The sequence below is a fragment of the Veillonellales bacterium genome (genome assembly GCA_039680175.1).
Lineage (GTDB): Bacteria > Bacillota > Negativicutes > JAAYSF01 > JAAYSF01 > JBDKTO01.
Genome location: JBDKTO010000011.1, coordinates 67,368 through 91,939 on the forward strand (window position 1 = coordinate 67,368; position 24,572 = coordinate 91,939).

19 protein-coding genes, 1 tRNA gene and 1 riboswitch are annotated in these 24,572 nt (G+C 50.1%); of the genes, 5 read left to right on the forward strand and 15 right to left on the reverse strand.

What is annotated here, in order from left to right:
- Positions 1-32: 32 nt before the first annotated feature.
- The 3 genes from ABFC84_01890 to ABFC84_01900 all read right to left on the reverse strand — a co-directional run bounded on the left by ABFC84_01890 (position 33) and on the right by ABFC84_01900 (position 1,575).
- Complete coding sequence (locus ABFC84_01890) at positions 33-920, reverse strand: LysR family transcriptional regulator (protein ID MEN6411498.1); 888 nt, start codon at positions 918-920, stop codon at positions 33-35.
- Between the two features lie 140 nt (positions 921-1,060).
- Entirely contained in the window at positions 1,061-1,213 is a 153-nt protein-coding gene (locus ABFC84_01895; protein MEN6411499.1) for a hypothetical protein, read from the reverse strand.
- A 62-nt stretch (positions 1,214-1,275) separates the two neighbouring features.
- A complete protein-coding gene (locus ABFC84_01900; protein MEN6411500.1) occupies positions 1,276-1,575 on the reverse strand; it encodes a hypothetical protein in 300 nt (99 codons plus the stop codon).
- A gap of 225 nt (positions 1,576-1,800) precedes the next feature.
- Between ABFC84_01900 and ABFC84_01905 the strand changes: the two genes are divergently transcribed.
- On the forward strand, positions 1,801-2,529 hold the full coding sequence (locus ABFC84_01905) for an EF-hand domain-containing protein (GenBank protein ID MEN6411501.1): 729 nt from the start codon (positions 1,801-1,803) through the stop codon (positions 2,527-2,529).
- Positions 2,530-2,726: 197 nt separating this feature from the next.
- Here the strand turns inward: ABFC84_01905 and ABFC84_01910 are convergent, their stop codons facing one another.
- From ABFC84_01910 to ABFC84_01925, 4 genes are all read right to left on the reverse strand, one after another.
- Complete coding sequence (locus ABFC84_01910; GenBank protein ID MEN6411502.1) at positions 2,727-3,413, reverse strand: response regulator transcription factor; 687 nt, start codon at positions 3,411-3,413, stop codon at positions 2,727-2,729.
- The gene (locus tag ABFC84_01915; protein ID MEN6411503.1) at positions 3,410-4,588 is read right to left on the reverse strand and encodes a HAMP domain-containing sensor histidine kinase; all 1,179 of its coding nucleotides are present in this window, start codon (positions 4,586-4,588) and stop codon (positions 3,410-3,412) included. The genes ABFC84_01910 and ABFC84_01915 overlap by 4 nt, the downstream gene beginning before the upstream one ends.
- Positions 4,589-4,692: 104 nt before the next feature.
- Complete coding sequence (locus tag ABFC84_01920; protein MEN6411504.1) at positions 4,693-4,893, reverse strand: 4Fe-4S dicluster domain-containing protein; 201 nt, start codon at positions 4,891-4,893, stop codon at positions 4,693-4,695.
- A gap of 15 nt (positions 4,894-4,908) precedes the next feature.
- The gene (locus ABFC84_01925; protein MEN6411505.1) at positions 4,909-5,559 is read right to left on the reverse strand and encodes a hypothetical protein; all 651 of its coding nucleotides are present in this window, start codon (positions 5,557-5,559) and stop codon (positions 4,909-4,911) included.
- A 257-nt stretch (positions 5,560-5,816) separates the two neighbouring features.
- Between ABFC84_01925 and ABFC84_01930 the strand changes: the two genes are divergently transcribed.
- Both ABFC84_01930 and dapF read left to right on the forward strand, forming a co-directional pair.
- Entirely contained in the window at positions 5,817-6,638 is an 822-nt protein-coding gene (locus tag ABFC84_01930; GenBank protein MEN6411506.1) for an RMD1 family protein, read from the forward strand.
- A gap of 352 nt (positions 6,639-6,990) precedes the next feature.
- Positions 6,991-7,857 (forward strand): diaminopimelate epimerase, encoded by an 867-nt coding sequence (gene dapF, locus ABFC84_01935; GenBank protein MEN6411507.1) that lies wholly within the window; start codon positions 6,991-6,993, stop codon positions 7,855-7,857.
- 177 nt (positions 7,858-8,034) lie between these two features.
- Here the strand turns inward: dapF and ABFC84_01940 are convergent, their stop codons facing one another.
- Complete coding sequence (locus ABFC84_01940) at positions 8,035-10,005, reverse strand: methyl-accepting chemotaxis protein (GenBank protein MEN6411508.1); 1,971 nt, start codon at positions 10,003-10,005, stop codon at positions 8,035-8,037.
- A gap of 63 nt (positions 10,006-10,068) precedes the next feature.
- Positions 10,069-10,153, reverse strand: a riboswitch (cyclic di-GMP riboswitch).
- An 80-nt stretch (positions 10,154-10,233) separates the two neighbouring features.
- On the opposite strand from ABFC84_01940, the gene ABFC84_01945 reads away from it, so the two are divergent.
- Positions 10,234-10,602 carry an ABC transporter ATP-binding protein gene (locus tag ABFC84_01945; protein MEN6411509.1) on the forward strand — a complete coding sequence of 123 codons (369 nt, stop codon included), beginning with the start codon at positions 10,234-10,236 and terminating at the stop codon, positions 10,600-10,602.
- Complete coding sequence (locus ABFC84_01950) at positions 10,599-10,757, forward strand: hypothetical protein (protein MEN6411510.1); 159 nt, start codon at positions 10,599-10,601, stop codon at positions 10,755-10,757. Before ABFC84_01945 ends, ABFC84_01950 begins: the two co-directional genes overlap by 4 nt.
- Here ABFC84_01950 and ABFC84_01955 read toward each other — a convergent pair.
- The 7 genes from ABFC84_01955 to ABFC84_01985 form a co-directional block, all read right to left on the reverse strand.
- Positions 10,722-11,135: an EamA family transporter gene (locus tag ABFC84_01955; GenBank protein ID MEN6411511.1), complete on the reverse strand. Its 414-nt coding sequence runs from the start codon at positions 11,133-11,135 to the stop codon at positions 10,722-10,724. The genes ABFC84_01950 and ABFC84_01955 overlap by 36 nt on opposite strands.
- 147 nt (positions 11,136-11,282) lie before the next feature.
- A tRNA-Ala gene (locus ABFC84_01960) sits at positions 11,283-11,358 on the reverse strand.
- An 82-nt stretch (positions 11,359-11,440) separates the two neighbouring features.
- Positions 11,441-12,817 (reverse strand): UbiD family decarboxylase, encoded by a 1,377-nt coding sequence (locus ABFC84_01965; GenBank protein ID MEN6411512.1) that lies wholly within the window; start codon positions 12,815-12,817, stop codon positions 11,441-11,443.
- Positions 12,818-12,851: 34 nt separating this feature from the next.
- On the reverse strand, positions 12,852-16,577 hold the full coding sequence (gene addA / locus ABFC84_01970; protein ID MEN6411513.1) for a helicase-exonuclease AddAB subunit AddA: 3,726 nt from the start codon (positions 16,575-16,577) through the stop codon (positions 12,852-12,854).
- Complete coding sequence (addB, locus tag ABFC84_01975) at positions 16,564-20,031, reverse strand: helicase-exonuclease AddAB subunit AddB (GenBank protein MEN6411514.1); 3,468 nt, start codon at positions 20,029-20,031, stop codon at positions 16,564-16,566. Before addB ends, addA begins: the two co-directional genes overlap by 14 nt.
- A 22-nt stretch (positions 20,032-20,053) precedes the next feature.
- Positions 20,054-23,110: an SMC family ATPase gene (locus ABFC84_01980; protein MEN6411515.1), complete on the reverse strand. Its 3,057-nt coding sequence runs from the start codon at positions 23,108-23,110 to the stop codon at positions 20,054-20,056.
- On the reverse strand, positions 23,107-24,261 hold the full coding sequence (locus ABFC84_01985; protein MEN6411516.1) for an exonuclease SbcCD subunit D: 1,155 nt from the start codon (positions 24,259-24,261) through the stop codon (positions 23,107-23,109). Before ABFC84_01985 ends, ABFC84_01980 begins: the two co-directional genes overlap by 4 nt.
- Between the last annotated feature and the right edge of the window lie 311 nt (positions 24,262-24,572).

Below are 24,572 nucleotides of genomic sequence, written 5' to 3' on the forward strand. Positions count from 1 at the left end.
CGGCGGAGGTCCATTGACAAAACAACCGACCGCTATTTCAACAGCCGCTCCTGAACCAACTTGATAAATGCCTGTATCGCACGGGAAAGCCATTTTTCTTTATGATATACCAAATATGCATTTGTCTGAAGATCAATGTCCTGCCACTTTAGAACAACCAGATCGCCTGCGTCGATTTCCCCTTTCACTGCGGCAAATGGCAGTATTGTGATCCCAATGTTGCTCATGACAAATTGTTTGATCGTATCAATCTGCCCTATTTCCAAAATTGTCCGGGGATGAATCGCTGCTTTTGCCAAATATTCTTTCAGCACCGTTTGGTAGTTGCTGCCCGAATCAGTGAAAACAAGTATCTGGTTCCGCAAATCTTTGACCTTAATTCCATCCAGTTTCGCTAACGAATGGTTAGGCGAAGCTACCATCACAATTGATTCCGGCCATAACAATTTAGCGACCAAATCAACATCCGCTACTTCCTTTTCCAGAAAGAGCGCTATATCCATCATATTTTTTCGCAGTAAATTGCGGAAGTCGCTGCCAATGCCCAGCTTTAGCTTTAAATCCACATCCGGATACAAGGAGACATATTCTTTAAGCAGATCCGTTAAATAGTAGCGGCATAACGACTCTGGCATGCCGATGATAATCGGCCCGCGAGGTATGTCGAAATTCTCCAGTTCATTTTTGGTATCTTCCGCCAGCTTAGTAATCTGTTCGGCATAATCATACAGTCTTTCGCCGTCTGTCGTCAGCATGAGCTGATGTCCAAGCCGTTCAAACAGCACCGTATTGAACTCTTTTTCCAGCAATTGAATATGGGTGGTTACCGTCGATTGGGTATATCCCAAAAACTGAGCTGCCTGAGAGAAATTTCCCAGCTTTACGATGCTCATAAAGGTTTTCAATTGTCGAATTTCCAAAAAGCCACCCCCGATCATCCACTTGCCAGCTTGCTTTATCTCAAGCTTAACAGACCCTCTATTTTAAGTCAATTTTATTTTAAAATAGCAAAATACCAGGCTCGCACTGCTGCAAACCTGGTATTTTGTGATGATTTCATCTATTTGACCGTCTGTGATTCATCCGTATCTTCCCATTCATGGCTGATACCTGGTAAATCCGCTAATAATGCTTCTACTTCTGCCTCACTTAACAAATCATTAGCAGTTTCACTCAATTGGTTATTACTGCCGCCGGATTTACTATTCATCACGAACACCTCTCCCCCGGATTCCATACAATTAGTTCCCGTTACGCCGGATCTGATTCAGCGGCTTACTGCTTCGCTGTTCCGGAACAAGACTTATCCGCTTCAGATTCAGCAAAGAATAACCGTAAGCGACTTTCTTCTGTCGTGTCTGGCCGCATTAATTCCGACTCAATAAACATTCTCATCATTTCCAGCTGTATCGAACGTTGATTTTCTGAAAAATTTGCCTTTATTAATCTTTGCAGACTAACCTCACCTACATAAGGCAGTATCTCTTCAATAAAATATTTCTTTGCTGCCGCAATGTTTATCCCAGATTGCTTATCCACCGTAAACTTAGAAAAATCGATCAAGTTGTCGGCCAAATCTTATCACTCTCCCTTTTGTACTTTCTCCCTGCAAGACGCAGTACCGAACTGGATATAATAACCTTCATTACTACTATACACATATTTCATTGTAAAATGGTTTGAAACGTTGTCCAAACCATAAACTTAGCTGCTTTTTGCCATAAATCAAATTTTTTTCCGAATATTATGACCGATAATATAAAAAGAATAAGTGAGAGATCAGAATTTGGAGGTAAATGTATGAGTATATCGTCTGTAAGTAATAGCTGGGCCGCTATTTTAAACCAGTATTCTCCCTATCAAACTACAAATAACAATACTACTAACAATGATACAACCACAAACAAACTAGACGGAGCAGCCGGCATTAGTTCTGACGGCGATACGTTCCAAATGTCCGGAGCATTGCCCCCGGCGCCGCCAGCGTATAACAGCAGCGGCGCTGACAACAGTTCCGATAGTTCTTATAGTTCTGCTTCGACTCAGCTGTCGACAGCGGAAATGTTCAGCAAGCTGGACACTGATGGCGACGGCGCGGTGAGCGAGTCGGAATTTGCGGCGGCACGTCCCAGTGATGTTACCGAGGAAATGGCCCAAAATCTCTACAGCAGCTTTGATACGGACAGCTCTGGATCGTTGACGGAATCCGAGTATGAAACGGCCATGAATAATGCGCCTTCCCTATCCGCCACTGACAGCAGCTCTGATTCAAGCAGCACCACGGATGCCTCCCAACTGGCGGCGGCAATGATGCTGCCACCGCCGCCCGCAAATAACAGCGATACCACGACTGACAGCAGCTCCGATAGTTTCAGCAGCCTGGATTCCGACATCGTAAGTTTTTTAAATAAAATAGAAGAAGGCACGGCTGCCGATTCCGATATACAAACCATGCAAAGCGAGCTGAAACAATACAGCAGCACGAATAGTTATAGTTCTTCCGTTGAATCAAATGGTACAAAAGGTTAATAAATAGGATGAACTCTCACTTATTACTTCCCTCTGTCATAAGAAAATGCGGGCAGACTATAAATGGTCTACCCGCTTTTCTTCTCTTAAACTTGATTATGGAATTTAGACAAATATCCTGATAAAAGCTGTCCGGAATGCACAAACAGCTTTCCCGGTTATGTACCGCAAAGTCATAAAGGAATTCCCGGACACACTTATAGTGAATTAAAGCGATAGCCTGTTCCCCACAACGTTTCAATGAACTCCGGATTCGAAGCATCCTTTTCGATTTTTTTACGGATTTTTTGAATATGCACAGCTACAGTGGCTGTATCTCCATAGCAGTCATCGCCCCAGATTCTAGCAAAAATATGCTCTTTACTAAAAACGATATCGGGATTGGCCGCCAGAAAAGCTAAGAGATCGTATTCCTTTGCTGTCATTTGGATCTCTTTGCCGTTAACAAATACTTTGTGGGCTGCCGTATTGATCTCAAGGCCCTTATGCTGAATTACGTCAAAAGCAGCCGCTCCTTTCAGCCGTTCATATCTTTTAAGATGAGCCTTAACCCTGGCTGCCAGCTCAGCCGGGCTGAACGGTTTCGTCAAATAGTCATCCGCACCGAAATCCAGCCCCCTGATTTTATCAATATCTTCCATCTTGGCCGATACGACAATAACCGGTATTTCCTGCTTTTTTCGAATCTCCTTGATGATTTCATAGCCGTCTTTATGCGGCAGCATCAAATCGACAACAACAACGTCATACATACCCGAAACCGCTTTTTCCAGACCCAGCAGCCCGTCTTGAATGATTTCCGTCCGATAGCCGTTCAGCTGCAGATAATCCCGTTCCAGTTCGGCGATATCCAAATCGTCTTCAATAATCAAAATGTTTTTCATTCGCAAACTTCCCCTTCCCTGCCCTGCCAAATCGGAAGCATGATGGTGAAACAACTTCCTTCGCCTTCTACGCTGGAAACGGTAATTTTTCCCCCGTGAGCTTCTATCAGTTCCCTGGCGATTGCCAGTCCCAATCCCGTCCCCGAAAAATTCTTGGGACGTTCGCTGTCAATACGGTAAAACCGGTCAAAAATAAAAGGAATCTTATCTTCCGGAATACCGGGGCCGTTGTCTTGAAGCGCAATGCAGACAAAACCGTTCTGCTGATACATATAAACCAATATGGATAAGTCAGCTTCCGGCCCATGCTGGACGGCGTTGCTCATAATATTATGAACAGCCTGGTGAAACCGTTTCCCATCCAGATTGACCCGGACATCCTGTTCCAACTGCGGCTGATATTGAAACTGGATATTTCGTTCGGCAAAGTCAAACTTATATTCCTCCATCAGGTCATCCATAAATGCCTTGATCGGCACAACCTGATATTGAAACTTCAACTTCTGCATATCTAATTTTGAAAATAAGAAAAGATCATCAATGAGTTTATTCACATAAACCGCATTATGATGAATCGTCTGCAGATACTTGCTTTTTCTCTCCACAGGAGTAACCGCATCCTCCAAAAGGGCTTCAATATAACCTTGGATGGCAGTTATCGGCGTTTTTAAATCGTGGGAAATATTTGCAATCAGGGCCTTGCGATTTCCCTCATACTCCCCCTGAATCCGTTCGCTTTCAGCCAATTTTGCCGTCATTTCATTGAAAGCATCAATCAATAGTCCAAGATCATTCGGTTTGTCATACTCTACCTTAACTTTATAGTTCCCCTGGGCAACTTCACCCAGCCCTTGTTTTAAGTTTATCATCGGCTTGAATATTCTTTTCTCCAAACGCAGCAAAACAAAGAACTGCAAAATTTCTTTTGCCACAATTAACACTGCAAAAAAAACAGCAGCTTCCTTCATTCCCACCCATGTAAACAATAGATAAAGGATCAGGAGGGTAAACAATATACCGCCGGGACGAAGATAGCGAAAATATTTATAGTGTCGTAAAAACTCCCCGTGGTGATGTCTATGATGATGCATTTGCCGGAAAATATCAGAAAGCTCCTCACGGTTTTGTTGATCCGGATACCGCTCTGTTTGCTGCCGGTCCTTATGTTGAAACATTTCTATCACCTTCTACTCTTCCGCAACCTTTTCTCACCATTATATTGTATAAGAAGCAAAGGCGCAAAACAATCCATTGCGCCCTTGCTTCGGTAAATCTCAGTTCAAAACTGCAGCCGCACGCGATAGGAAACCGCATTTCGCTTACAGATTTTTTTACAGGAACCACAGCGTATGCATTTATGAGCTTGAATTTGCATCGTATTTGTTGCCAACAGCTTAATTGCTTTTGCCGGACAGATAGCCAGACACCGGCCGCAGCCGGCGCAGCGGTTGGGATCAATATAATATTGTTTAAGCGTCATGCTGTTTCACCTCGTTTACCACGCAAAATGCAAGTCAGCCTTTGCCTTTAGCAGATGCTGCTTCCCTTGCTCATCGATTTGTATTCCGTCAACGTTGAGCGCGACAGTTTCAATCTCGTAATTTTCATTAATGAACAAACTCGCCCTCAAATCAAGTTTATCGGCAAAAAGAAATTCGCCCATAAAGCTGTGCCCATGATGGCGGCACTCGCCTGCCCGGAGCATTTTCTCGTGAAACAGCTGTTTCATATCTTCAGGTAAATCCATGGCATGGAGTGATATCACAATCGTTTTATCCTCCCGTTCTTCGACCTGCATGGCATTTAAAACACTCAATGCAACGACAGCCTTGGAAAGCCTTCCTTTTAGTCCTGCATGACTGCCATAAAGATGATGGCTGTGTCCCCTAAATTCATGCTGTTTTGCTGCAAAAAACCGCATAAAAACTCCGGCATTGCTTTCACGTTTTACCCTCTTGCCCTCATAATCCACTTCTGCCTTCGCTTTTGCTTTTATCCGCCCGGTTAACAAATTTTTTTCGAAATCATTCTGCATAGAAAAAATATTGATCCGATCTTTGTCGACCTCAGCCTTTATCATCCCGTTGACAGTCTCTTTACCGTGCATTGTCTTTACTACATCATACATAAGTTGAATTTTATTCATAAAAAATAACCCCCTTAATTTGTAATGAGGTTATTATAAAAAGAATTTTTAAATTGGCTTTAAAGTATTCATAAAAACTTTATAAAATAATTAAAATCTTTGTAACCCTTAGTATAAATAGTTTTTAATGTATTGGTAAACTATAAAATAACAGCCTAGTCATCATCGCCGAAGCAATACCTTATTGACGAAAAGCTACGCAAGGCAAAAGCCCGCTCCCCGCTTTTGGGCTATTCGCCGGCAGGAGTGAGAAAACCATGCAGGTAGAATTTAAAGCTGTCGTTTTAGCAAATGAACTCCATCTTACCAATATCGCCCAGCATTTTGGCATTGCCAAAAAGTTTAAGTGGGAAGAATCGCTGCAGCTGCGGGATAATGCCTTGCAGGGCATAGTACATAATCCGGAAGGCAAGTGGATCTCAATCTTCCATTTTGGCAGTATTGTGTTTGTAAATTTTCAACACCATGAAATCATGGATGTGGTGAACTATTTACAAAAAATTGAACCGGATATGGATAGCAAAGCTCCTTTTCGCTATGCAGACGACTACAAGCTGGAAATTGACCCCACCGTGCCGCCTGCCATTAACAATGACTTTATGGTGACGGCTCAGGCTGCTGTTTATCATCTGGAAATCGTGTCCACAGTTTTAGCAAAGTCGGTAGCACTGGATAAAATCGAATTTGATATTAGCATTCTGCTGGATAAAATCGAAGATGTTGTAACCCACCTTTATCAAGGAGATCTGTCTGTCTCAGATGAAAAATTAGCGCAAATGTCTGCCAGTATTCTGGGTTTCAAGTTGAACACGCTCTCCTATGTTATGTTGTTGGATAAACCTGCTATCACCTGGGTCAACGAAGAAGCAGGTATCTTATTCAATGAATTGAGCACCCTCTTTGAACTGGATGAACGATACGGCAATATCCGCCATAAGACAGATGCTTTGATGGATATTACCGAGGTATTTACCGGCTTGGCTCATGCCAAGCGCGGCAATCGTTTGGAATGGGCAGTCATTATTTTGATCGCAATCGAAATTTGCTTGTCCCTCATTGATTTGTTTCTGAAATTTTAATTTCACATAATAACTTATCACTGAATATATTATGATTGGGTAGCAAATTGCTTACCCTTCCTCCTTTTAGGTCCAGCCGGATTAGCTATCGGCTGGGCTTCTAAACATCACAATCGCTACCTATGGCCGGCTGGTTAGTCTCGTCACGGCTATATCTTTTCACCAAAATCAAACTGCATTTATCAAATTCTGGCAATGCTAGCCACCCGGTTACAACCTCGCCGGCGTCTTAGAAAATCCCCGGCACAAGCGAAAGAAATATGAGCATTAATATCCCGCCGGCAGGATTATTCGTCTGGCCCTGGTATTTTATAGTTAGCAGTTTTTTATCACTGCAGCAAGGAGGACGATGATGAATTTTGATTATTACAAATATCACGGCTTAGGCAACGACTATATTGTTATCGACCCACACCAAAATAACATTGAGCTTGATACTCACGCCGTTAAACTTATATGCCATCGTAATTTTGGCGTGGGCTCCGATGGTATCTTGTATGGGCCAAGCATCGAAGGCAACAATATACATTTACGCATCTTTAATCCCGATGGCAGCGAAGCTGAAAAAAGCGGGAACGGAATACGAATATTCTCACGCTATTTATTCGATGCAGGCTATCTTAAATCCGCTCACTTTTATTTGGAAACTCTTGGCGGCAGGGTCTATGTCGAATTATTAGACTCCTCCGCCAGCAATATCCGTGTGGACATGGGCAAAGTAACTTTCCATAGTACTGAAATTCCCGTTGCCGGCAACCCGCGCGATGTTGTAAACGAACCATTCCGGCTCAATGATGAAGTATATAACATCACCTGCGTGTCAATAGGAAACCCTCATTGTGTGGTCCCTTTACATAACATCTCTAAAAAATTAGCAGAAGAGATTGGGCCTATTATAGAAAATCATATACACTTCCCTAACCGGATCAACGTACAGCTGTTAAAGGTGATTGATCGTAACAACATACAAATTGAGATATGGGAACGAGGAGCCGGCTATACGTTAGCTTCGGGCAGCAGCAGTTGTGCGGCAGCCAGCGCTGCCTATAAACTGGGTCTTGTCTCAAACAACGTTAGTGTACATATGCCCGGGGGAATGCTGCAAGTACAAATTGACGCTGATAGCCGAGTGCATATGACGGGGCCGGTCAGCGGCATTTGTAAAGGCTTCTTCTCAGATGACCTGCGGAATCAATTAAATAAATCACAGCATAAATAACCCTAAAAGTACAGCGTCTATAACACAATGAAGAGTCGGCAAGAACATCCGTTTTTGCCGACTCATTTTTATTTTCCCCGAATCAAGGTTCTCCCCTTGCAATCAAATTGCAGCACAAACTTTATCCAATGTAATTTCAGCAGTATTGCCCTTCAACGGTGCGTATTACTAATTACTCTAAACTTTAAACTGCTGCATCGCATTTTTAAGCTTCTCCGCCAAATTTGTTAATGCCTCACCGGAAGCGGCAATCTCCTCCATTGATGCGGCTTGTTCCTCTGTAACCGTTGAAACCTGCTCTGCCTGGTCTGCTATCTCCCGGCTAATGGCATCGACATCTTGCGATGCAGTCAGTACCTGCGTACTGTGACTGTTTAATCCGTTCAATTCATTTGCCATGGATTTTGCAATTTCAGCAGTTTCATGTATCTGCATTTCAATAGCTTGAAATGCACGGCCAGCTTTATCAACAGTCTCTGTACCTTTCCGGGTTTCATCCATACTAACCGTCATCGCCGCTACAGCGCTTTCCATTTTTCCTTGAATATCCGTAATCCGTTCCGAAATTTGTTTGGCAGCTTGCTGAGACTGCTCGGCCAGCTGTCGTACATTATCCGCCACCACAGCAAAACCGCGCCCTTGTTCACCGGCGCGCGCCGATTCAATTGCAGCATTAAGTGCCAGTAGATTGGTTTGTCCGGCAATTCCCGCAATCGTTTCAACAATCGAACCGATTTCCTGCGATTTCCTGCCCAGTTCTTCAATGACCTTTGCTAAATCGTCTACCCGCTGCCTGATTTTTTCCATTTGTCCCATTGCCTTTTGCACATCTGCATTTCCCGTAACAGCAGACTGAACCACTCTTTCGGTTAATTCTGCTGCCATATTGGCATTGTGCGAACCATTTTCCACGCTCGACGCTATCTTTTCGATTAAAGCAAGAATATGCTCAATATCTTTTTTCTGCTGCCGCGCCCCCTGGTTCGTTTTCATTATGGAACTGGCAACTTGATTAGCCGCTTGTGCCGATTCTTCCGTACTGGCACTCAGCTGTTCTGACGAAGCTGCCACTTGATCCGCAGCTTCAGAAACCTGTGACATCAATGATCGCAGACCGGCTAGCATCTTTTCAAAACTGCTTGCAAGTCTCCCGATCTCATCCTGAGAATGGATGGATAATGTCAGTTGAGTAAGATCGCCGCCGGCAATCTTTTCCGCCTCTTGCATCAAAACGCCGATTGGGTGTAATGTTCTCAGCAAAAATCGCCAACTGATCAGGCCGATGATCAACAGACTGACAGCAAGCGCAGCAATCATCCAGAACAGACTGCTATAAAATCCGTTCTTAAATTCTTCTGTAGGAAGAGAAACAATCGCTTCCCAGCCTGTATCACGAATTGGAATGGCTAATGCAACCGATTCCCTGTCAGATACATCTGTATACGACAGCAGGTGTCCCGGTTGATCGGCAAAACGCTGCAGCAGAGCAACTGGAATTTTTTTCTGCGTTTTAGTTAATTCTTTATTGGAGTGTGCAATGATTGTGCCGTCATCCGTAACAATAGCCGCCACTCCTGTTGATCCCACTTTCACCTGTCCCAGAAAATTCTGCAGCGTGTCTAAATTTACAGCTTGCAAAACCATTCCTGCCATCGAACCGTTTTCCCGCTTGACCGGCTGGGTAATTATAATCGAAGGTATCCCTGTGGCCCGGCTTATGATCGCATTGCTGACATGGGATTTTTGATCCTTCATGCTGTCCCGGAAAAATTTCCGGTCAGATAAATCATCGCCGATTGCCTTGTCATTGTATGGGGCGATGGCTGTTCTTTTCCCTGCCGAATCAATAAAATTGAGCCGGTCAACTCCCCATGCTGTACCAAAATAAGAATCAATCTTAGACTGTATGCGGGACAAATCTCCGGACTGTAAATCACTGTCCGCCCCATACGTCTTCCCGCTTTTTTCAAAAGACGCAAGCAGATCGCCAACCTGTCCGGCAAGCTGCAGAGTCTGATTATTCATTGTCAATTCCGTACTATGCAAAGTCTGTTGATATAATACGAAAATTCCGGCACCGCCAATAATAATTCCTGAAAAAACGAGCGATACAATGAGCAAAACAACAATTTTAGTTTTAATTGACATATGATTCCCCCGCATAAAAATTTTAAAAAAATGACCGCCCTATTGCACCACAAAATATTTTGTGAAAGCAACCAGGCAGTCATAGATTCCCATCCTTAGACCCACGGCTTTGCGTCCCTGCCTTTCAGCAAGTATGCTAAATTATAAAATATGACAATAACTTGGCTTTTCCTTCTTAAAATAATAAAAATTTACAAAACTTTAATGTAGCGGCTGAAATCGTGAAGCATGTTTTACGTCCCCGCGCTTCCAGGGCAATCTTACGATTGCGGATTATTTGCCTTTCTGATTTATATCATCAATCTGCCGGCTCCCATTCGAAAAATCAGCGAAGCAAATACCCGGATAAAACTGGGCGTAGTTGCCTGGCAGCGGATTAGTTCCCTGGAGAAGCAGCCCCACACCGTACCGGATGGCAATAGCGAGTTAGTCACGGCCGTGGGAAAGGTGGAGTTCAAAAATGTTTCTTTTCACTATCAGCCAAACATAACTATTCTAAAAAATATTAGTATTACCGCAATTCCTGGCGATGTATGGGCGATTGTGGGCCCAAGCGGCGCGGGAAAATCTTCCTTTGCCATCGCTTGTCCATATTGAGCAACTCGGATAAGGTGATCTATTTATCTAAAGGAGAGATTAAGGAAGTCGGTACCCATGACCAGTTGGTAAAATATGGCGGCATGTATGCGAAAGCAGTTCAATCAGGCGGTAATTTGTTACAATATCATAACAAATGTCCCGGCGGTAATTAAAATACCGCCGATAATGACCTTTGCCGTGACAGTTTCTTTTAAAATAACAAAGGCAAGCACCATGGTAATAACCACACTGAATTTATCCACCGGAACAACCTTTGAGGCCTCCCCTATTTGCAATGCCTTAAAATAACACAACCAGGAAAGCCCTGTAGCTATACCGGATAATAGTAGAAAGGTCCAGCTCTTAGTACTCATATCAGCAACTTCATTTTGTGTTCCTGTAATAAAGACCATCCCCCAAGCCATCACTAATACGACAATTGTACGAATGGCGGTAGCCAAATTCGAATTAACTCCTTCTATGCCGATCTTAGCCAAAATTGAGGTTGCAGCGGCAAAAACTGCAGACAATAGTGCAAATACAACCCACATATTCTTTCCTCCCCACAAATTCTTGTTTCAAGCCAACGCAGGTACTTTACCGGCACATAATAGCAGTATTTGCTTAAAATAGTTATTGGGTACAAAAATAAGGCAGTACGAAAGCTCACGGAGCCTTGTATTGCCTATCTTTTTAATTGGTGGAGACGAGGGGGATCGAACCCCTGACCTCCTGCATGCGAAGCAGGCGCGCTCCCAGCTGCGCTACGCCCCCACGTAAAGGATATGAAGTTATGTGACTCACATAAGATAGTATACCGCGAAAAGAGTAACCTTTCAAGGATATTTTTTATTCATTATTTCTTTAGCTTATAATTGGCAATATCCACCGCCTGAAATTTAACCCGTTCGTACGCTTTGGGCCGAGGCTGCGGCGCAGTGGCGTCGAAGCCGATTTTAGCCGTTAACCCGTTTTTTGTTACAGGGTTCAGCTCATGGCCAAACGCCTTGTTCACCAGCACAATATCGGTCTCGGGATTGAAGCGGGTGCACATTGCCCATTCCACATCATCGGCAGCATAAATATCCACATCATCGTCCACCACAATGACCTGTTTTAATGGAGGAAAGGCGGCAAACGCAGCTAGAATCGCATTGCGCTGCGTACCTTCGTATACTTTTTTGATTTGGACAACGGCATGGTAAAACCCGCAGCCGCCATGACTGAGATGAACCCCCGTAATGCCGGGGACTTGCCTGGATACCAAATTAAACACATTGGCTTCCCCCATCAGTCCTACCGAATTGAATACCTCCTTACCCGGTAAAAGAGTCTGGAAAATGGGCGACCGGCGATGGCTAATTGATTTGACATTGACAACCCAGCGTTGATCCTGATTGGCGTAATAACCGGCAACTTCCGCGAAAGGTCCTTCATTCTCCCGTTCGTGGGGAAGAATTTCGGCCTCAATAATAAACTGAGCATTGGCGACGCCTTCCACCTCGACAGTACGGGATTTAACTAATTCGACGGGACGGTCGAGCAAAGCGCTGGCAATTCCCAGTTCGTCCGTCTCAATCGGCGCTGCCGCCCCCGGTACAACGGATGCGATATACACCGACGGATCGATGCCGTTTGAAATCGTAATTTCCAGGGGCTTGCCCCGGCGTTCCGCCCGTTCGTAGTAATCCCGCAAATGACGGCCTACATCCATCAGCATCGTCATCCGTCTCGGTCCTGTAACCATCATCCGGTGAATCGACAGATTCCGTACACCGGTGTCCGGATCTTTGGCAATGACTACGCTGCAGTCAAAATAATGCCCGCCGTCGCCGAGGGCATGCAGCGGAACCGGCAGACAGCTTAAATCCGGTACAGCCATTACTATTTCCGTTGCCGGACTCTGTTCCAAGACAACGGGAGCAACCGGGTCTTTCTGCCAGGACGCCACCGCTTCCGCAAAGAGGAAAGACAGCTTCTCTGCCGGGCAGCCAAATATTTTTGCCAACGAATTGCGGTTCCAGTATAAGCCGGCAAGCACAGGGTATTCGTAGCCGTCGACCTTGTTAAACAGCACACTTTCCTTTCCCTCAAACTTACGCGCCACCCCGGCAAGTTCATGATCAGCGCTGACTGCTGTTTCTACTGTCACCAAGCTGCCAGACTGCTGTAAAAATTGAATGCACGCCTGCAAATCAAACCCTTCCTGTTGAATCGCTGGAATTTGAGTCATGTAAGCTTCCCCCTTATAAAGTAAATAAATTCTGTCATTCCACCCGGATCGTCTCCCGGGTGCTAAAAGCATAAAGGAATTTTTCCTTCACGGTTTTATGGAAAATTCGTTGCACGGCTTCGGCGTATAAGTTCAGCTGCAGGGCGTAGCGGTCGGCCAATTCGGCGCTGTCTGCCGCCCGGTCGGTTTTATAGTCCAGAAGGATGACATCATCACCTTCATCAAACAGTACGTCAATAACCCCTTGAATAAAAATACCTTCTTTGCCGGCAGGCAAATCTTCATAATAGCGCTCTGCCGGCAGCATAAGGCTGAAGGGCAGTTCACGCCGCACGCGGGGCGAAGCGCACAGCCGCTGTCCCAAAGAACCGGCAAAAAATCCGGCAACGCCATTGGCGTCAATGGCAGCAGCCTGCTCGGGCAACAGCAGTTCCCGCTTCACCATATCCGCCACCTGATTCTTAACCCCCGCTGCCGTCAAATCGCCTTGCAGGGAAAGCTGCTGCATAACGCTGTGCATGACAGTACCGTATTCGGCTCCGGTCAATTTGCCGGTCGTTTGCAGAAACCGGGGACGGGTCACAATCAGCTTCGTCCGAATCAATGGCTGGCCGTCAGCTTCTTTCAGGTCATCAAACCGGCGTTTCATCTCGGTCACCGACACTTTTGCCGGTTTTCCCACCGCCGCCTGGAAAGGATACTGCCATCCCAGCCGTTCTTCCACCCAGTCGGTGCCTTCACCCTCCTCCACCGGCTGCAAATGCTCCACAGCGTTCAGCAGCGGCAGATCGGCAGCCGGCTCTTCGGTTTTCTCGCTCAGATCGCCGCTAGAAAGAATATTGACCTCCCAGGCAGCCGGATGATCGGCCATTTCCCCTGCTGGCTCCAAGTTGCACTCCCCGTAGTCGCGCAGCTTTTGCCCTGACGGATGACGGGCGATTGCCGGACAAAGCCAGTCCAGATAAGACTTGGCGCCGGCAATGAGAGAATCCGGCAATGAGGTCGTCTGCCGATCGGCAAACTGGCACCACTCCGCCGCCCGCTTGGCCAGTCTGTCCACCGACCCGATAAGAATCAATTTTTCCCGTGCCCTGGTAAGAGCCACATAAAGGATGCGCAGTTCCTCGGCTTTTGTCTCCATCGTCAGCTTATGAGCGATACCCTGCCGGGCCAGGGTGGGATACCGGTAACGAAGTTCCGGATCGGTCACATAAGGACCTACCCCCAGCGTCTTATGGCACAGCACCAACGCCCTGCTGTCCTGAAGGTTGAATTGTTTTCCCAGATCGGCAAGAAACACCACCGGAAATTCCAGCCCCTTGCTTTTATGAATGCTCATGATCCTCACTACGTCTTCGCTTTCCCCCAAGGCTCTGGCCACAGCAAGGTCGGAGCCCTTGTCCTGCAGCTGATCAATAAACCGCAGGAACCGGAACAGTCCGCGGAAATTTGTGGTCTCGTATTGCCGGGCCCGGTCGTAAAGGGCGCGAAGGTTGGCCTGGCGCAGCGTTCCCCCCGGCATACCGCCTGCGTAATCGTAATAGCCGGTATCCCGGTAAATCTGCCAGATTAGTTCCGGCACACCTTTGCGGCGGGACAAGCTCCGCCAGCGATTCAATTGTTCAACAAATTCTCTCACCTGACACCTCAGAGATTTGTCTGTTTCCTGCCCGCCGTCAAACTCCTCCGCCTGCCGGACAAAAGCAGCCAGGGCACCCCATAAGTCGGCGTCCGGCTTTGCCAGACGAAGCTCTGCCATCTGACCGGCTTTCAACCCCACTACCGGTGAGCGCAATACTCCGGCCAGCTGAATGTCCTGGCGGGGGTTGTCAATCACACTTAACAGGGACAGCATGACCTGTACTTCAATTTCTTTAAAATAGCCGGCATCCGCCTCAGCGTAGGCCGGTATTCCCGCCTGACGCAGTACGTTCAGCAATACCCCGGCTTTGCCTTTCACCGACCGCAGCAGCACGACCATATCCCGCCAGGTCAGTTTCCGGTATTTTTTGCTGCTTTTATCATAGACCTGATAGCCGGCGATCATCAGCTCACCGATGCGTTTGACCAGGAAACGGGCTTCCCATTCAAAGCCGCTGAGTTCCTCTTCCTCGACGGCTTCGCTCTCATCCCCGGTTTCTTTTTCTTCATCTTCCCTTATTTCTGCCGGCTGGCTGTCCTCCCGGTCGATGAGACAAAGTTCCACCGGTCCAGTCAAAGTCAACCCTTCACTGGACGGATAATCCGGACCGGGGTTTAATTGTTCCGCCTCGCCATAATCCAGTTCCGCCACCCGGGCCGACATAAGCTGGTCAAAGAGAAAATTCACGGCATGGAGCACACCGGCCCGGCTGCGAAAATTTTGAGTCAAATCGATACGCCGGGAAGGTGCATCACCATTCGTAGGATAGCAGCGGTATTTTTCCATAAATAACTCCGGTTCGGCCAGCCGGAACCGGTAAATGCTCTGCTTCACATCCCCCACCAGAAACAGATTGGGGACATCCGGCCTAGCGACCAGACGGAGAATGGTTTCTTGTACACCATTCGTATCCTGATATTCATCCACCATAATTTCAGCGTACTTCTGCCGCAGAGCTGTCGCAACAGCGGAAGGCTTCAGTTCACCGGGGCCGGCTTCCGGCTGTAGCAAAGCCTGAAGACAAAAATGTTCCAAGTCGTTAAAATCAAGCAATCCTTTGGCCCGTTTTGCTTTAGCAAATTCCACGCCAAAATCGACGGTCAGCCGGGACAGGGTATCGACCAGCGGTGCCACAGTCACCATATCTGCCAGCAGTTCTTCCGGCGGCCGGTCAAAATACAGAGTTTGACACTCCTTCACCTTATCCTTGACCTTCTTGCGGCTGTTTTGAAAATATTTTTTTACAGTTTCATCTAACCCTTTGACGGAGACAATTTTAGCAAATTCAGCCCTCGTCAGCGCCCCGGCCAAGGCAACCCAGGACTGACCGGCAGCATCAATCAGTTCATCCAGTACGCCTTTATCCGCCGTAAAGGTGGTGATATATTCGGCCGGCATGCCCGGCTCCGCCGCTTTCCGGCTCAAAGCGTCCAGCTGCTGCCGGCAGCGATCCAGTTCTAAAACAATCTTCTCCCGGATCAGCCCCGACCAGGGCGTAGCGTCAATATCCGTATCCGCCGGTAAAGCAAAAGCCTGCTTCAAGTGTCCCAGCCAATGATCCGGCCAGGGGTGGCTGCGGGAAAAATTGTACAGTCCCAAAACCAGAGCATACAGCGGTTCATCGCTTTTTTCATTGCCGTAATGATCAGCGAACCGGAGAAACGCAGCATCGCCGTCGCCGTAACGCTGCTCAAACAAATCTTCCAAAACATCGCCTTTCAGCAGCTTGATCTCCGCATCACCGGCTACCCGGAACTGAGGATCCAAGTTCAGCAAATGGAAGTTCTGTCTGACGATAGTCTGACAAAAGGAGTGAATAGTGGAAATCGAAGCTGAGTTCAGCAGCACCAGCTGCCGCTCCAGATGGCGGGAACGGGGCTGCTGCCGCAAAGCGTCATTCAATGCGGCTCCGATCCGGGACCGCATCTCGGCTGCCGCCGCATTGGTAAACGTCACCACCAGCATTTTATCCACATCCACCGGCTCTAGCGGATCGGTAATGCGGCGGATCATCCGCTCCACCAGTACCGACGTCTTGCCGGAACCGGCAGCGGCGGCTACCAGCAAGTTCTGCTGCCGGGCCTCAATGGCCGCAAGCTGCTGTTCAGACCAGCTCATCTTTTTCTCCCCCTTTCGCCGCTAACTGCTGCATGATGTCTTCGTCGGCCGGCTGCGCCAGCTTCCGGTAATCGTTTTCCGGCAGCTGCCGGTCGAACTGGCAAACCGGACTATACCGGCAATAACTGCAGGCGTTTTTTCCGGCCAGCAGGTAGGGGCTGATGGCAATATCCCCGGACAGTATTTTTTCCGCCGTTCCCACCAGCATGTCCTCCACATGGGCCAGCAGCAGTCTGAATTCTGCCGGCGTTTTCAGGTAAGACAGACAGTTGCTGTAGAAGGTATTGTCTCTTGTTAAAGCGACCTTCAGAAAATCCGACCACTTTTCCATCGTGCTGTCCAGCAGGCGGACAACCTCCGGGTCAGCCAGCAGCCAGCCCGGCATTTTCAGCATCCCGTTTATTTTCTTGGTAATCTGTTCCGGACTCAGCCGGACGGAACCGGACAAATTGGGGTTTTTCAAGAAATAGTAAAGAACTCCTCCCGGCAAGCACTTCTCCCCGCCGAACAACTCTTCCGCATTTTTCGCCACCAGGAGATAGGTAAGAAGCTGCAGACGAAGGCCGTGAAATACCTCCGTCAGTTTCAGCCAGGCTCCGCCGGATTTATAGTCGATGACCAGGATATATTTTCGTCCGTCCTTTTCAGCCTCATCCAGCCGGTCAATCTGCCCGGAAATTTCCAGCGTCGTCCCGTTTTTCAGCCGGTACACCAGCGGCGGCAGGGAATCTTTTCCCCGGCCGAAGACTCTTTCCAGCGCCACCGGTTTAAAGCGGCTCACCCGGTCGAATTCCACCAGCCGGTGCACCGACCGTTCCACGGTACGCTCCAGCCGGCCCACCAAATGTTTATGCTGCTCCGAGCTGAGCAAAATTTCATTTTGCAGTTTGGGAGCCAGTTCATTAACAATCTCACGGCAGATTTCCCGATATTCCGTATCGCCCACACTGCCCCAGCTTCTGCCCGCCGCCTGCATTTTGTCGCCAAAGGACTTTAACGCGGCATGGAAAAACCGGCCCAGCTCAGGTGCCTGCAAGCGGAATACCGCCCGCTCTTTCAGGCTGAGTCCGTACTGGGCGAAATGTTTGAAGGGACAGGCGCGAAAGCTTTCAAATCGCGTCACACTTCCCATCAACCTGCCATAGCGGGGATAAAGACAAGCTGACAATTCTCCCGGCAAATTCTTCTCCTGATTGGAATGAAACAATCCGGCCAGGGAGCGCCTCAGGGTTGGGGTCAACGCTGGCCGCTGCCGCGTCCAGTTGTATACATCCCGCCACAGCGGGCTGATTTTCTCATGGTTTTTATACTGCCGCAAACTAACGGCCAAAGCTGATAATCCCGGCCGGGTCCGGGCCAGATATTCCTTTTCCCGGCCGGGCCGGGGCTCCAGCGGCAGAGATTTCACATTCACGCCGGCTAATTCCTTCAACCGCTTGATGATTAGTGATGGACTCAGCCCTTTTCCCTCTTCATCAGCCAGGGGATAACTAACCCAGAGATACTCGCCGGCCCGGGTCAGTGCCGTATACACCAGAAACCGCTCGGCAAAAGTATCCGCCGTGGCGCCGGGGGCCAGTTCCAGCCCGGCCTGAGCCAGCCGGGTCCGCTCCGCATCGGTCAGAATGCCTTCCCCCCGGCCCCGCATGGGCAGCACTCCGTCATTGACACCAGGCACATATACCGCCCGAAGATTGGCCACACTGGTCTGGGCCAAAGGGGAGACCGTTACATAATCAAGACCGGGGGGAATGAGACTTAGCTTCAGTCCCTCCAGACCGTCATTCACAAGATCAGCGTAAACAGCGAGATCCATTTGTTCATCACCGCAGGTTTCCACCAGCTGCTCCAGCAATTGAATAACGCTGTCCCACATCTGCCGATGCTCTCCCGCCTGCTCCAGATCACCCGCCGCTTCCGCCTTATCCGCCCATTGGGCCAGTTTTTCCGGCACCTCCAGTTCCAGCAGCAGCTGATAAAGGGCTGTCGTCACTGCCCGAACATCAGCCGCCTGCTTAACTTGTGCGGCAAAATCCGCCAAAGGTCTGACTGCCTTCCGGCGAATCCCATTGATCCGGTCCAGCTGCTCCTGCCTGTCGTCATTAATTTCCGCATCCTCGTCAAGGGACAACCGGCGGACAAAATTCCAGGGTTCCTCGCTGATCCAGCGGGACCCCCGGATGCCGAATTCCAGCACATAGTTCTCCAATTCATCGATTTCATCCCGGCAAAGAGGAAATAAATCCGTTTTCAGGCAGCGAAACACCGCATCATAACGCCACCGCCCGGTCAAAACTTCCAAAGACGACCGCAGCAGTTCGGCCAGAGGATGGTGAACCGGCTGGCGCTGACGGTCATTGAAAAAGGGAATCTCATAATCAGTCAGCACCGTTTCCACGATGTCAACGTAGCTCTCCCCGTCCCGCAGCAAAATAGCGATATCCCGCCAGCGGCATCCTTCCTCCCGGCACAGGCGAATGATATCCCGGGCAATGCCTTCCACCTCTACCCGGCGATTGGCCGCTTCCACCAAAGCGAGTCCCCGGGATTCACCGCTAAACAACAAGGTCGGATAGGTGAAAAAGCGCTGCTCCAGGTGAGCCAGCAGCGGACGTAAAACAAATCGTTCACAGCCGGTTAATTGCTGTTCTTCCACCGAAATATTCAGGCTGCGGGCCAGATCCAGCAATTTGCGCCGGGTTTCCCACTGTCGGTGGAGCAGCGCCGTTTCACTGCTGTGCTCAGGCGACTGTGCATCAGTCAGACACAACGTAACGGTTACACCGGCGGCGCAGCCCAGTATCTGAGCCAGCACAGCTGTTTCCTGGGGATTGAACCAGGTAAATCCGTCTACCCAGACCTCGGCCCCCGGAATGAGATCCGACCGGGCCACTTTGTCGGCCAGCAGGCTCAGATAGTCTTCCGGATCGGTATACCGATCCTGCAAAAATTCGGCAAAATCCTGATACAACAGGGAAAGATCCTGGAGTTTGTCGGCCAGAGGCGACTCTCCGGCCTGTTCCCGGAATTGTTCCAGCTGCTGCGGCGACACAGCATAGGTTTTGAATTCCTGAATCATGCCGGCTAACGTTTCGGCAAAAGTCCGCTGATTGGCCGCCCGCTGAAACACCTTCAGTTTCTTTTGCTCTTTCATCAGCAAGCGGCTGAGCACCAGCTTTTTCCCCAGTTCGGTGATATGAGGCCGGACTGCGCCGCCTGCTTCCAGCAGTACCCGGTGGGCGAGACGGCGGAACCCGAAGACATAAGCTCTGGCAAAGCCGCCGAGGCCGGGAGTTGCCGCCAGTTCCCGCTCTACCTGAAAAGTAGCATGTTCCGGCAAAAGCAAAATCAGCGGTCGTCCCGCCGGCGACTGCCGCAGCCGCTTGCGTATATCTTCCAGACAGCAGCGGGTCTTGCCGGAACCCGCCCGTCCCAAAATCAATTTCAAACCCATTCCCTTCTGCCGCCTCCTCTGTCTACCCTACCTTAAACTCAGCCCGGCTGCCGTGCTCTGTGGAAACGACCTCCAGCCTGGCATCGATCCGCTCCTTCAGTTCCGGCACATGAGAAATAATTCCCACCAGCCGGCCGCCCCGCTGCAAATCGAGCAGCGCTTTTATGGCAAAATCCAGGGACTCCGGGTCCAGTGTGCCAAACCCCTCATCCACCAGAATCGTATCCAGATGCATTCCCCCGGCATAAGACTGAACCACATCGGCCAGTCCCAAAGCCAGCGACAGAGCAGCCAGAAAGGTTTCCCCGCCGGACAGAGTCCCCACGCCTCTGGCCACGCCGGTATACTGATCAAACACTTCCAGTTCCAGGCCCCCGGCCGCGTTTTTCCGGGAGCGGTCCATCGTCCGCTGCAGATAATAACGGCCGCGGCTCATGGTTTTCAGACGCTCATTGGCGGCCACAGCCACATCATCTAAAAGCGCCCCCAGGACAAAGCGCTGAAAAGTCAGCTTATATTCATTGCCGCCGTTGGCCACCTCCGCCAGCCGGCCGGTGACGCCGTAAGCCGCTTCCACGGCCGCCGACGCCTCCCGGAGTTTAGTTAACTTCGCCGTCCATTGCTGTTCCCGCTGCAGCATCGCCGCCAGCTTGGCATGCTCCGCCAGCAATTCATTATGACGGGCCTGCTGCCCGTCCACGGCCTGCTGCAGCGCTGTCATATCCGGTAACTGTACATTGGCAACAGCGGCTTCGGCCCGCTGCTGCCGTTCCCTGGCAGCAGCAGCAGCCCGGTCAAACCGGTCAATCCGCTCGCCCAATTTTTCGATAAAGTTCGCCGGTTTCTTGGCCTGATCGTACGCTTGCCGATCGGTAAACCCGGCAGCTGAAATCCGCCGGTCAAAAATTTGCCGGTCCTTCTGCCAGCGCTCCCGGCCCGCCGCCAGATTAGCCCGAATATTGTCCAAAGCCGCCTGATTCTGTGTCAGCTGGAGACCGGCCTGCCGGGCAGCCTGCTCAGCCTGTTCCAACCTGACTTTCAGCTGCTTCTGCCGTTCTGCGGCTGTCTTATAAGCCTGAGTCAGCGCGGCCGGATTGCGAAATTCCGGCGGCACCTTCTGCCGCCGCTCGTTGGCTACCGCTTCCGCCGCTTTCCATTCATTGTCGGCCCGCCGCCAGATATCTTCGGCCTGCCGGAGATTGTCGGCCGCCGCCTCCCCCTGCTGCTCCAGTTCCCTGATCTGCTCGTCCGTTTCCTGCAATTTTTTCGCCGCTGCCGCTGCCTGTATATAACATTGCTGCACCTGCTGCAAAGAAGATTGCAGTTCCCCCAAGGGTACAACCGCCTTGTCAGCCAGCTCCCGGGCCAGATCCTTTACCCGGTTGGCCAATGTATCCCGTTCGGTATACAGCTTAGACATTTCGCCTCTAAGCTGTTCCCGCCGGATTTCGATTGTTTCTAATTCCCCCTGCTGCTGTTTCAGCCTGGCTTCACTGGGCAAACCATCGCCGGCTGCAGCCGCCGGCCGGGGATGATGAATCGAACCGCATACCGGACAGGGACTGCCGTCAGTCAGCTCTGCCGCCATAACGGCGGCCTGTCCCTGTCCCCAAGCTGTCTGCAGCTGATTCAGACTGTTTTTTACCGTTAGATGCTGCTGTTCTAACCGGGCCAGGTTCTTATCACCGGCCTCCACCTGCTGCCGGGCCTGAACCAGCTTTTCCCCGGCGGCGTCAAACAGGCGGCGCTTCTCCAGTATCCGGCTGAGCTCCGCCAGTTCGGCCTGAGAGCTCCCGGTCCGAGCAGTCTGCTGCAAGTATTGCTGCTGCTCCGTCCTGCTTGCCGTCAGCTTCGCCTCCAGTTTTTTAAGGCGGCTTGCCGCCGCATCCCTGTCTTTCTCCGCCCCGGCAGTCTGCGTTCGGGCCGTTTGTTCCTTTCCCAGCGCCTGTTCCAGAGCGGCAATATCGCCGTGCAGTTCACTCAGCCGCAAAACCTCGGCAGCTGCGGCCTCCCGCTCCGCCTCCCGGTTTTTTTCCGTCAGCAGTGTCTTCTCCGTCCTGACCTGATTGTGTGCGGCTTTTTCCAGGCGCTCGCATTGCTGCCGCTCAGCATTCTCCATAGCCTGGATATCATTCTGCAGCTGCTGCAGCGCTTTCTCGGCATCCATCAGTCCGGCGGCCCGGGTGGCGCCGAGCAGTTCATTCCGTTTTTCCTCCACCAGAGGCACTTTGGCGGAAAGATCGGCCAAAGCGTCTTCCGCCTGCTGTTTTTCGCTGAATTTTGCTTCCGCGACTTTGCCGGCAGCTACCGCTGCCTGGGATTTTTTAAGCTGAGAAGCCAGCTGCTGCAGCCGGCCCGTCAATTCTTGCTCCCGGCGGGTATCCGCTGCCAGTCTGGACGACAATTCAACAGCAGTCGCCGCAGCCGACTCCTGCAATATCCATACTTTTTCCTTATTGAATTCATCGAATTGCTTTTTCAGTTCCGCCGCCCTGCTTTTCAATTTCTCTTCAATCGCCCGGTACAAATCAGTTTTAAATAAAGTCTGCATAATCTCCTGTCGTTCGGTGGAATTCGCCGTGAGCAGCTTGCGGAAATCGCCCTGAGGCAGCAGCACGACCTGGCGGAATTGGCTGCTTTTAAAGCCCAGCAAGCTTTCCACCTTTTCCGTGACTTTACTCCAGCCGCTGTCCAGCAATTCCGCTTCGCCGCTTTCCTTCAGCCGCCACAGCAGCGCCTCGGCATGCATGATTGTCGTACCGCCGCCCCGCTTCTTTGGTCGTTCCTGCTCCGGCGACCGCTGAATCCGGTACCGGTCTTTCCCGCTGGAAAAATCGAATGTAACCTGGGTCATCGTCCCGCCGGCGGCATAATCGCTGCGCATGGACTTACCGTCCCGCTGAGTTCCGCTGGCATCGCCGTAAAGGGCAAAACACATCGCATCCAAAATGGTGGTTTTCCCCGCACCGGTCGGTCCGTGGATCAAAAAAAAGGTTCTCCCCTTAAGCTCGCTAAAGTCAAGATGCTGCTCCCCGGCGTAAGGACCGAAAGCCTCCATGATCAAATATAACGGCTTCATACCTTTCCCTCCCGCTCCTGGCGGTAAAGTTCTTCCACCACCGCGGCAAGTTCAGTTGATTGCTGCTCCGTCAAGATTTCACCGGTCATTTGTTCAAAAAAGGAGGCAAACAATTCTTTTTCCGTCAACCGCCGATGATCCACCGCCGGGCCGCGCAAATTGCCGCCGGCCGTTAGCCGGGGATACTCAACGTGCATTACATTCGGGTAAATATTCTGTAATTGTCCCCTGACATCCAAAATCGGCACCTCGTCCCGCAGGGTGACCATTAAATAATCTTCCCGGTTTTCTCCCGACTGCGGTCCCCGCAGAAGTTCTTTAAAAAATCCGTCGAGGCAGCGCACATCCCGCCGGGGCGACAGGGGAAACATTTCCACCCGAACCTGGCCTGAATCGTTGATCTCCACCAAATTCACACCCTTGCGCTGATTGGCCTCGGCAAAAGAATATTTAAGCAGCGACCCGGAATAACGGATGCTGCCACCGCCTGCCTGCTGAGAATTATGGAGATGTCCCAGCGCCGTATAATGAAACGGGGCAAACACCCCGGCACCGACCACACTGCTGCCCCCTACGGACAGAGGCCGTTCCGACTCGCTTGCCTGTCCGCCGGCAATAAACGCATGAGCCATAGCGACTTTTCGCGCCTGGGATGGTATCTTGTCCAGCGCCTGATTAACCATCACCTGCATAGCCTGTTCAAAATCAAAAACCTCCGGCTGATCCAGTCTTTCCCGCACCAGGGCCGGTTCGGCATACGTCAGCGGCGCAAAATAAACCGGGCCGTACTCATCCTGCAGTACCACCGGCTCCAATTGCTCCGGCAGCGGACCGACAACGTAAAGTCCCTGCCGGGCCAGCAGACGGTTGCCAAACCCCAGCCTGTCCGGGCTGTCATGATTGCCGGCAATCAGCAGCACCGGCACACGGTAATCCAGCAGCAGCCGGGACAGTATTTCATCCAGCAATTGTACCGCCTCCGTCGGCGGCACCGCCCGGTCGTAAACATCACCGGCAATCAGCACAGCATCCGGCTTTGTCTCCTTCACCAAAGCGGCAAACTGCTCCAGCACATAAGCCTGATCCTCCGTTAAATGGATACCGTAAAAAATCCGCCCCAAATGCCAGTCGGATGTATGTAAAAACCGCATAACCGCCAATTCCTCCTGAAAACAGCAGCAACCTGCGTTCCTGCCGAAACTTCCTTATTTACATCATTCGGCATACTGCTCCGAAATCCTACATTTCCATAAATTTACTAACGATTTTATTCATTACTTTGCTGTATTTTGACAACACTAGAACCGGAGGTGATTGATATGACGAAAGCAACGCACGGCGGTAAAAACCCGGAAACTGCAACTCCAGCAAAAAAACAAAGTTCGGCTCAGAAAAAGGATTTCCCCTGTAAGCACTCTTTACCGACGTAATCTTTCCGGCTGCGTCACTTCCAAACCCGGCC

Coding starts and splice junctions, on each gene's coding strand:
- dapF (MEN6411507.1), top strand. CDS start 6,991: ATGAATTTTGATTATTACAAATATCACGGCTTAGGCAACGACTATATT.
- ABFC84_01980 (MEN6411515.1), bottom strand. CDS start 23,110: ATGAAGCCGTTATATTTGATCATGGAGGCTTTCGGTCCTTACGCCGGG.
- ABFC84_01915 (MEN6411503.1), bottom strand. CDS start 4,588: ATGTTTCAACATAAGGACCGGCAGCAAACAGAGCGGTATCCGGATCAA.
- ABFC84_01965 (MEN6411512.1), bottom strand. CDS start 12,817: ATGACTCAAATTCCAGCGATTCAACAGGAAGGGTTTGATTTGCAGGCG.
- ABFC84_01985 (MEN6411516.1), bottom strand. CDS start 24,261: ATGCGGTTTTTACATACATCCGACTGGCATTTGGGGCGGATTTTTTAC.
- ABFC84_01905 (MEN6411501.1), top strand. CDS start 1,801: ATGAGTATATCGTCTGTAAGTAATAGCTGGGCCGCTATTTTAAACCAG.
- ABFC84_01925 (MEN6411505.1), bottom strand. CDS start 5,559: ATGAATAAAATTCAACTTATGTATGATGTAGTAAAGACAATGCACGGT.
- ABFC84_01910 (MEN6411502.1), bottom strand. CDS start 3,413: ATGAAAAACATTTTGATTATTGAAGACGATTTGGATATCGCCGAACTG.
- ABFC84_01940 (MEN6411508.1), bottom strand. CDS start 10,005: ATGTCAATTAAAACTAAAATTGTTGTTTTGCTCATTGTATCGCTCGTT.
- addB (MEN6411514.1), bottom strand. CDS start 20,031: ATGGGTTTGAAATTGATTTTGGGACGGGCGGGTTCCGGCAAGACCCGC.
- ABFC84_01945 (MEN6411509.1), top strand. CDS start 10,234: ATGTTTTACGTCCCCGCGCTTCCAGGGCAATCTTACGATTGCGGATTA.
- ABFC84_01930 (MEN6411506.1), top strand. CDS start 5,817: ATGCAGGTAGAATTTAAAGCTGTCGTTTTAGCAAATGAACTCCATCTT.
- ABFC84_01955 (MEN6411511.1), bottom strand. CDS start 11,135: ATGTGGGTTGTATTTGCACTATTGTCTGCAGTTTTTGCCGCTGCAACC.
- addA (MEN6411513.1), bottom strand. CDS start 16,577: ATGAGCTGGTCTGAACAGCAGCTTGCGGCCATTGAGGCCCGGCAGCAG.
- ABFC84_01920 (MEN6411504.1), bottom strand. CDS start 4,893: ATGACGCTTAAACAATATTATATTGATCCCAACCGCTGCGCCGGCTGC.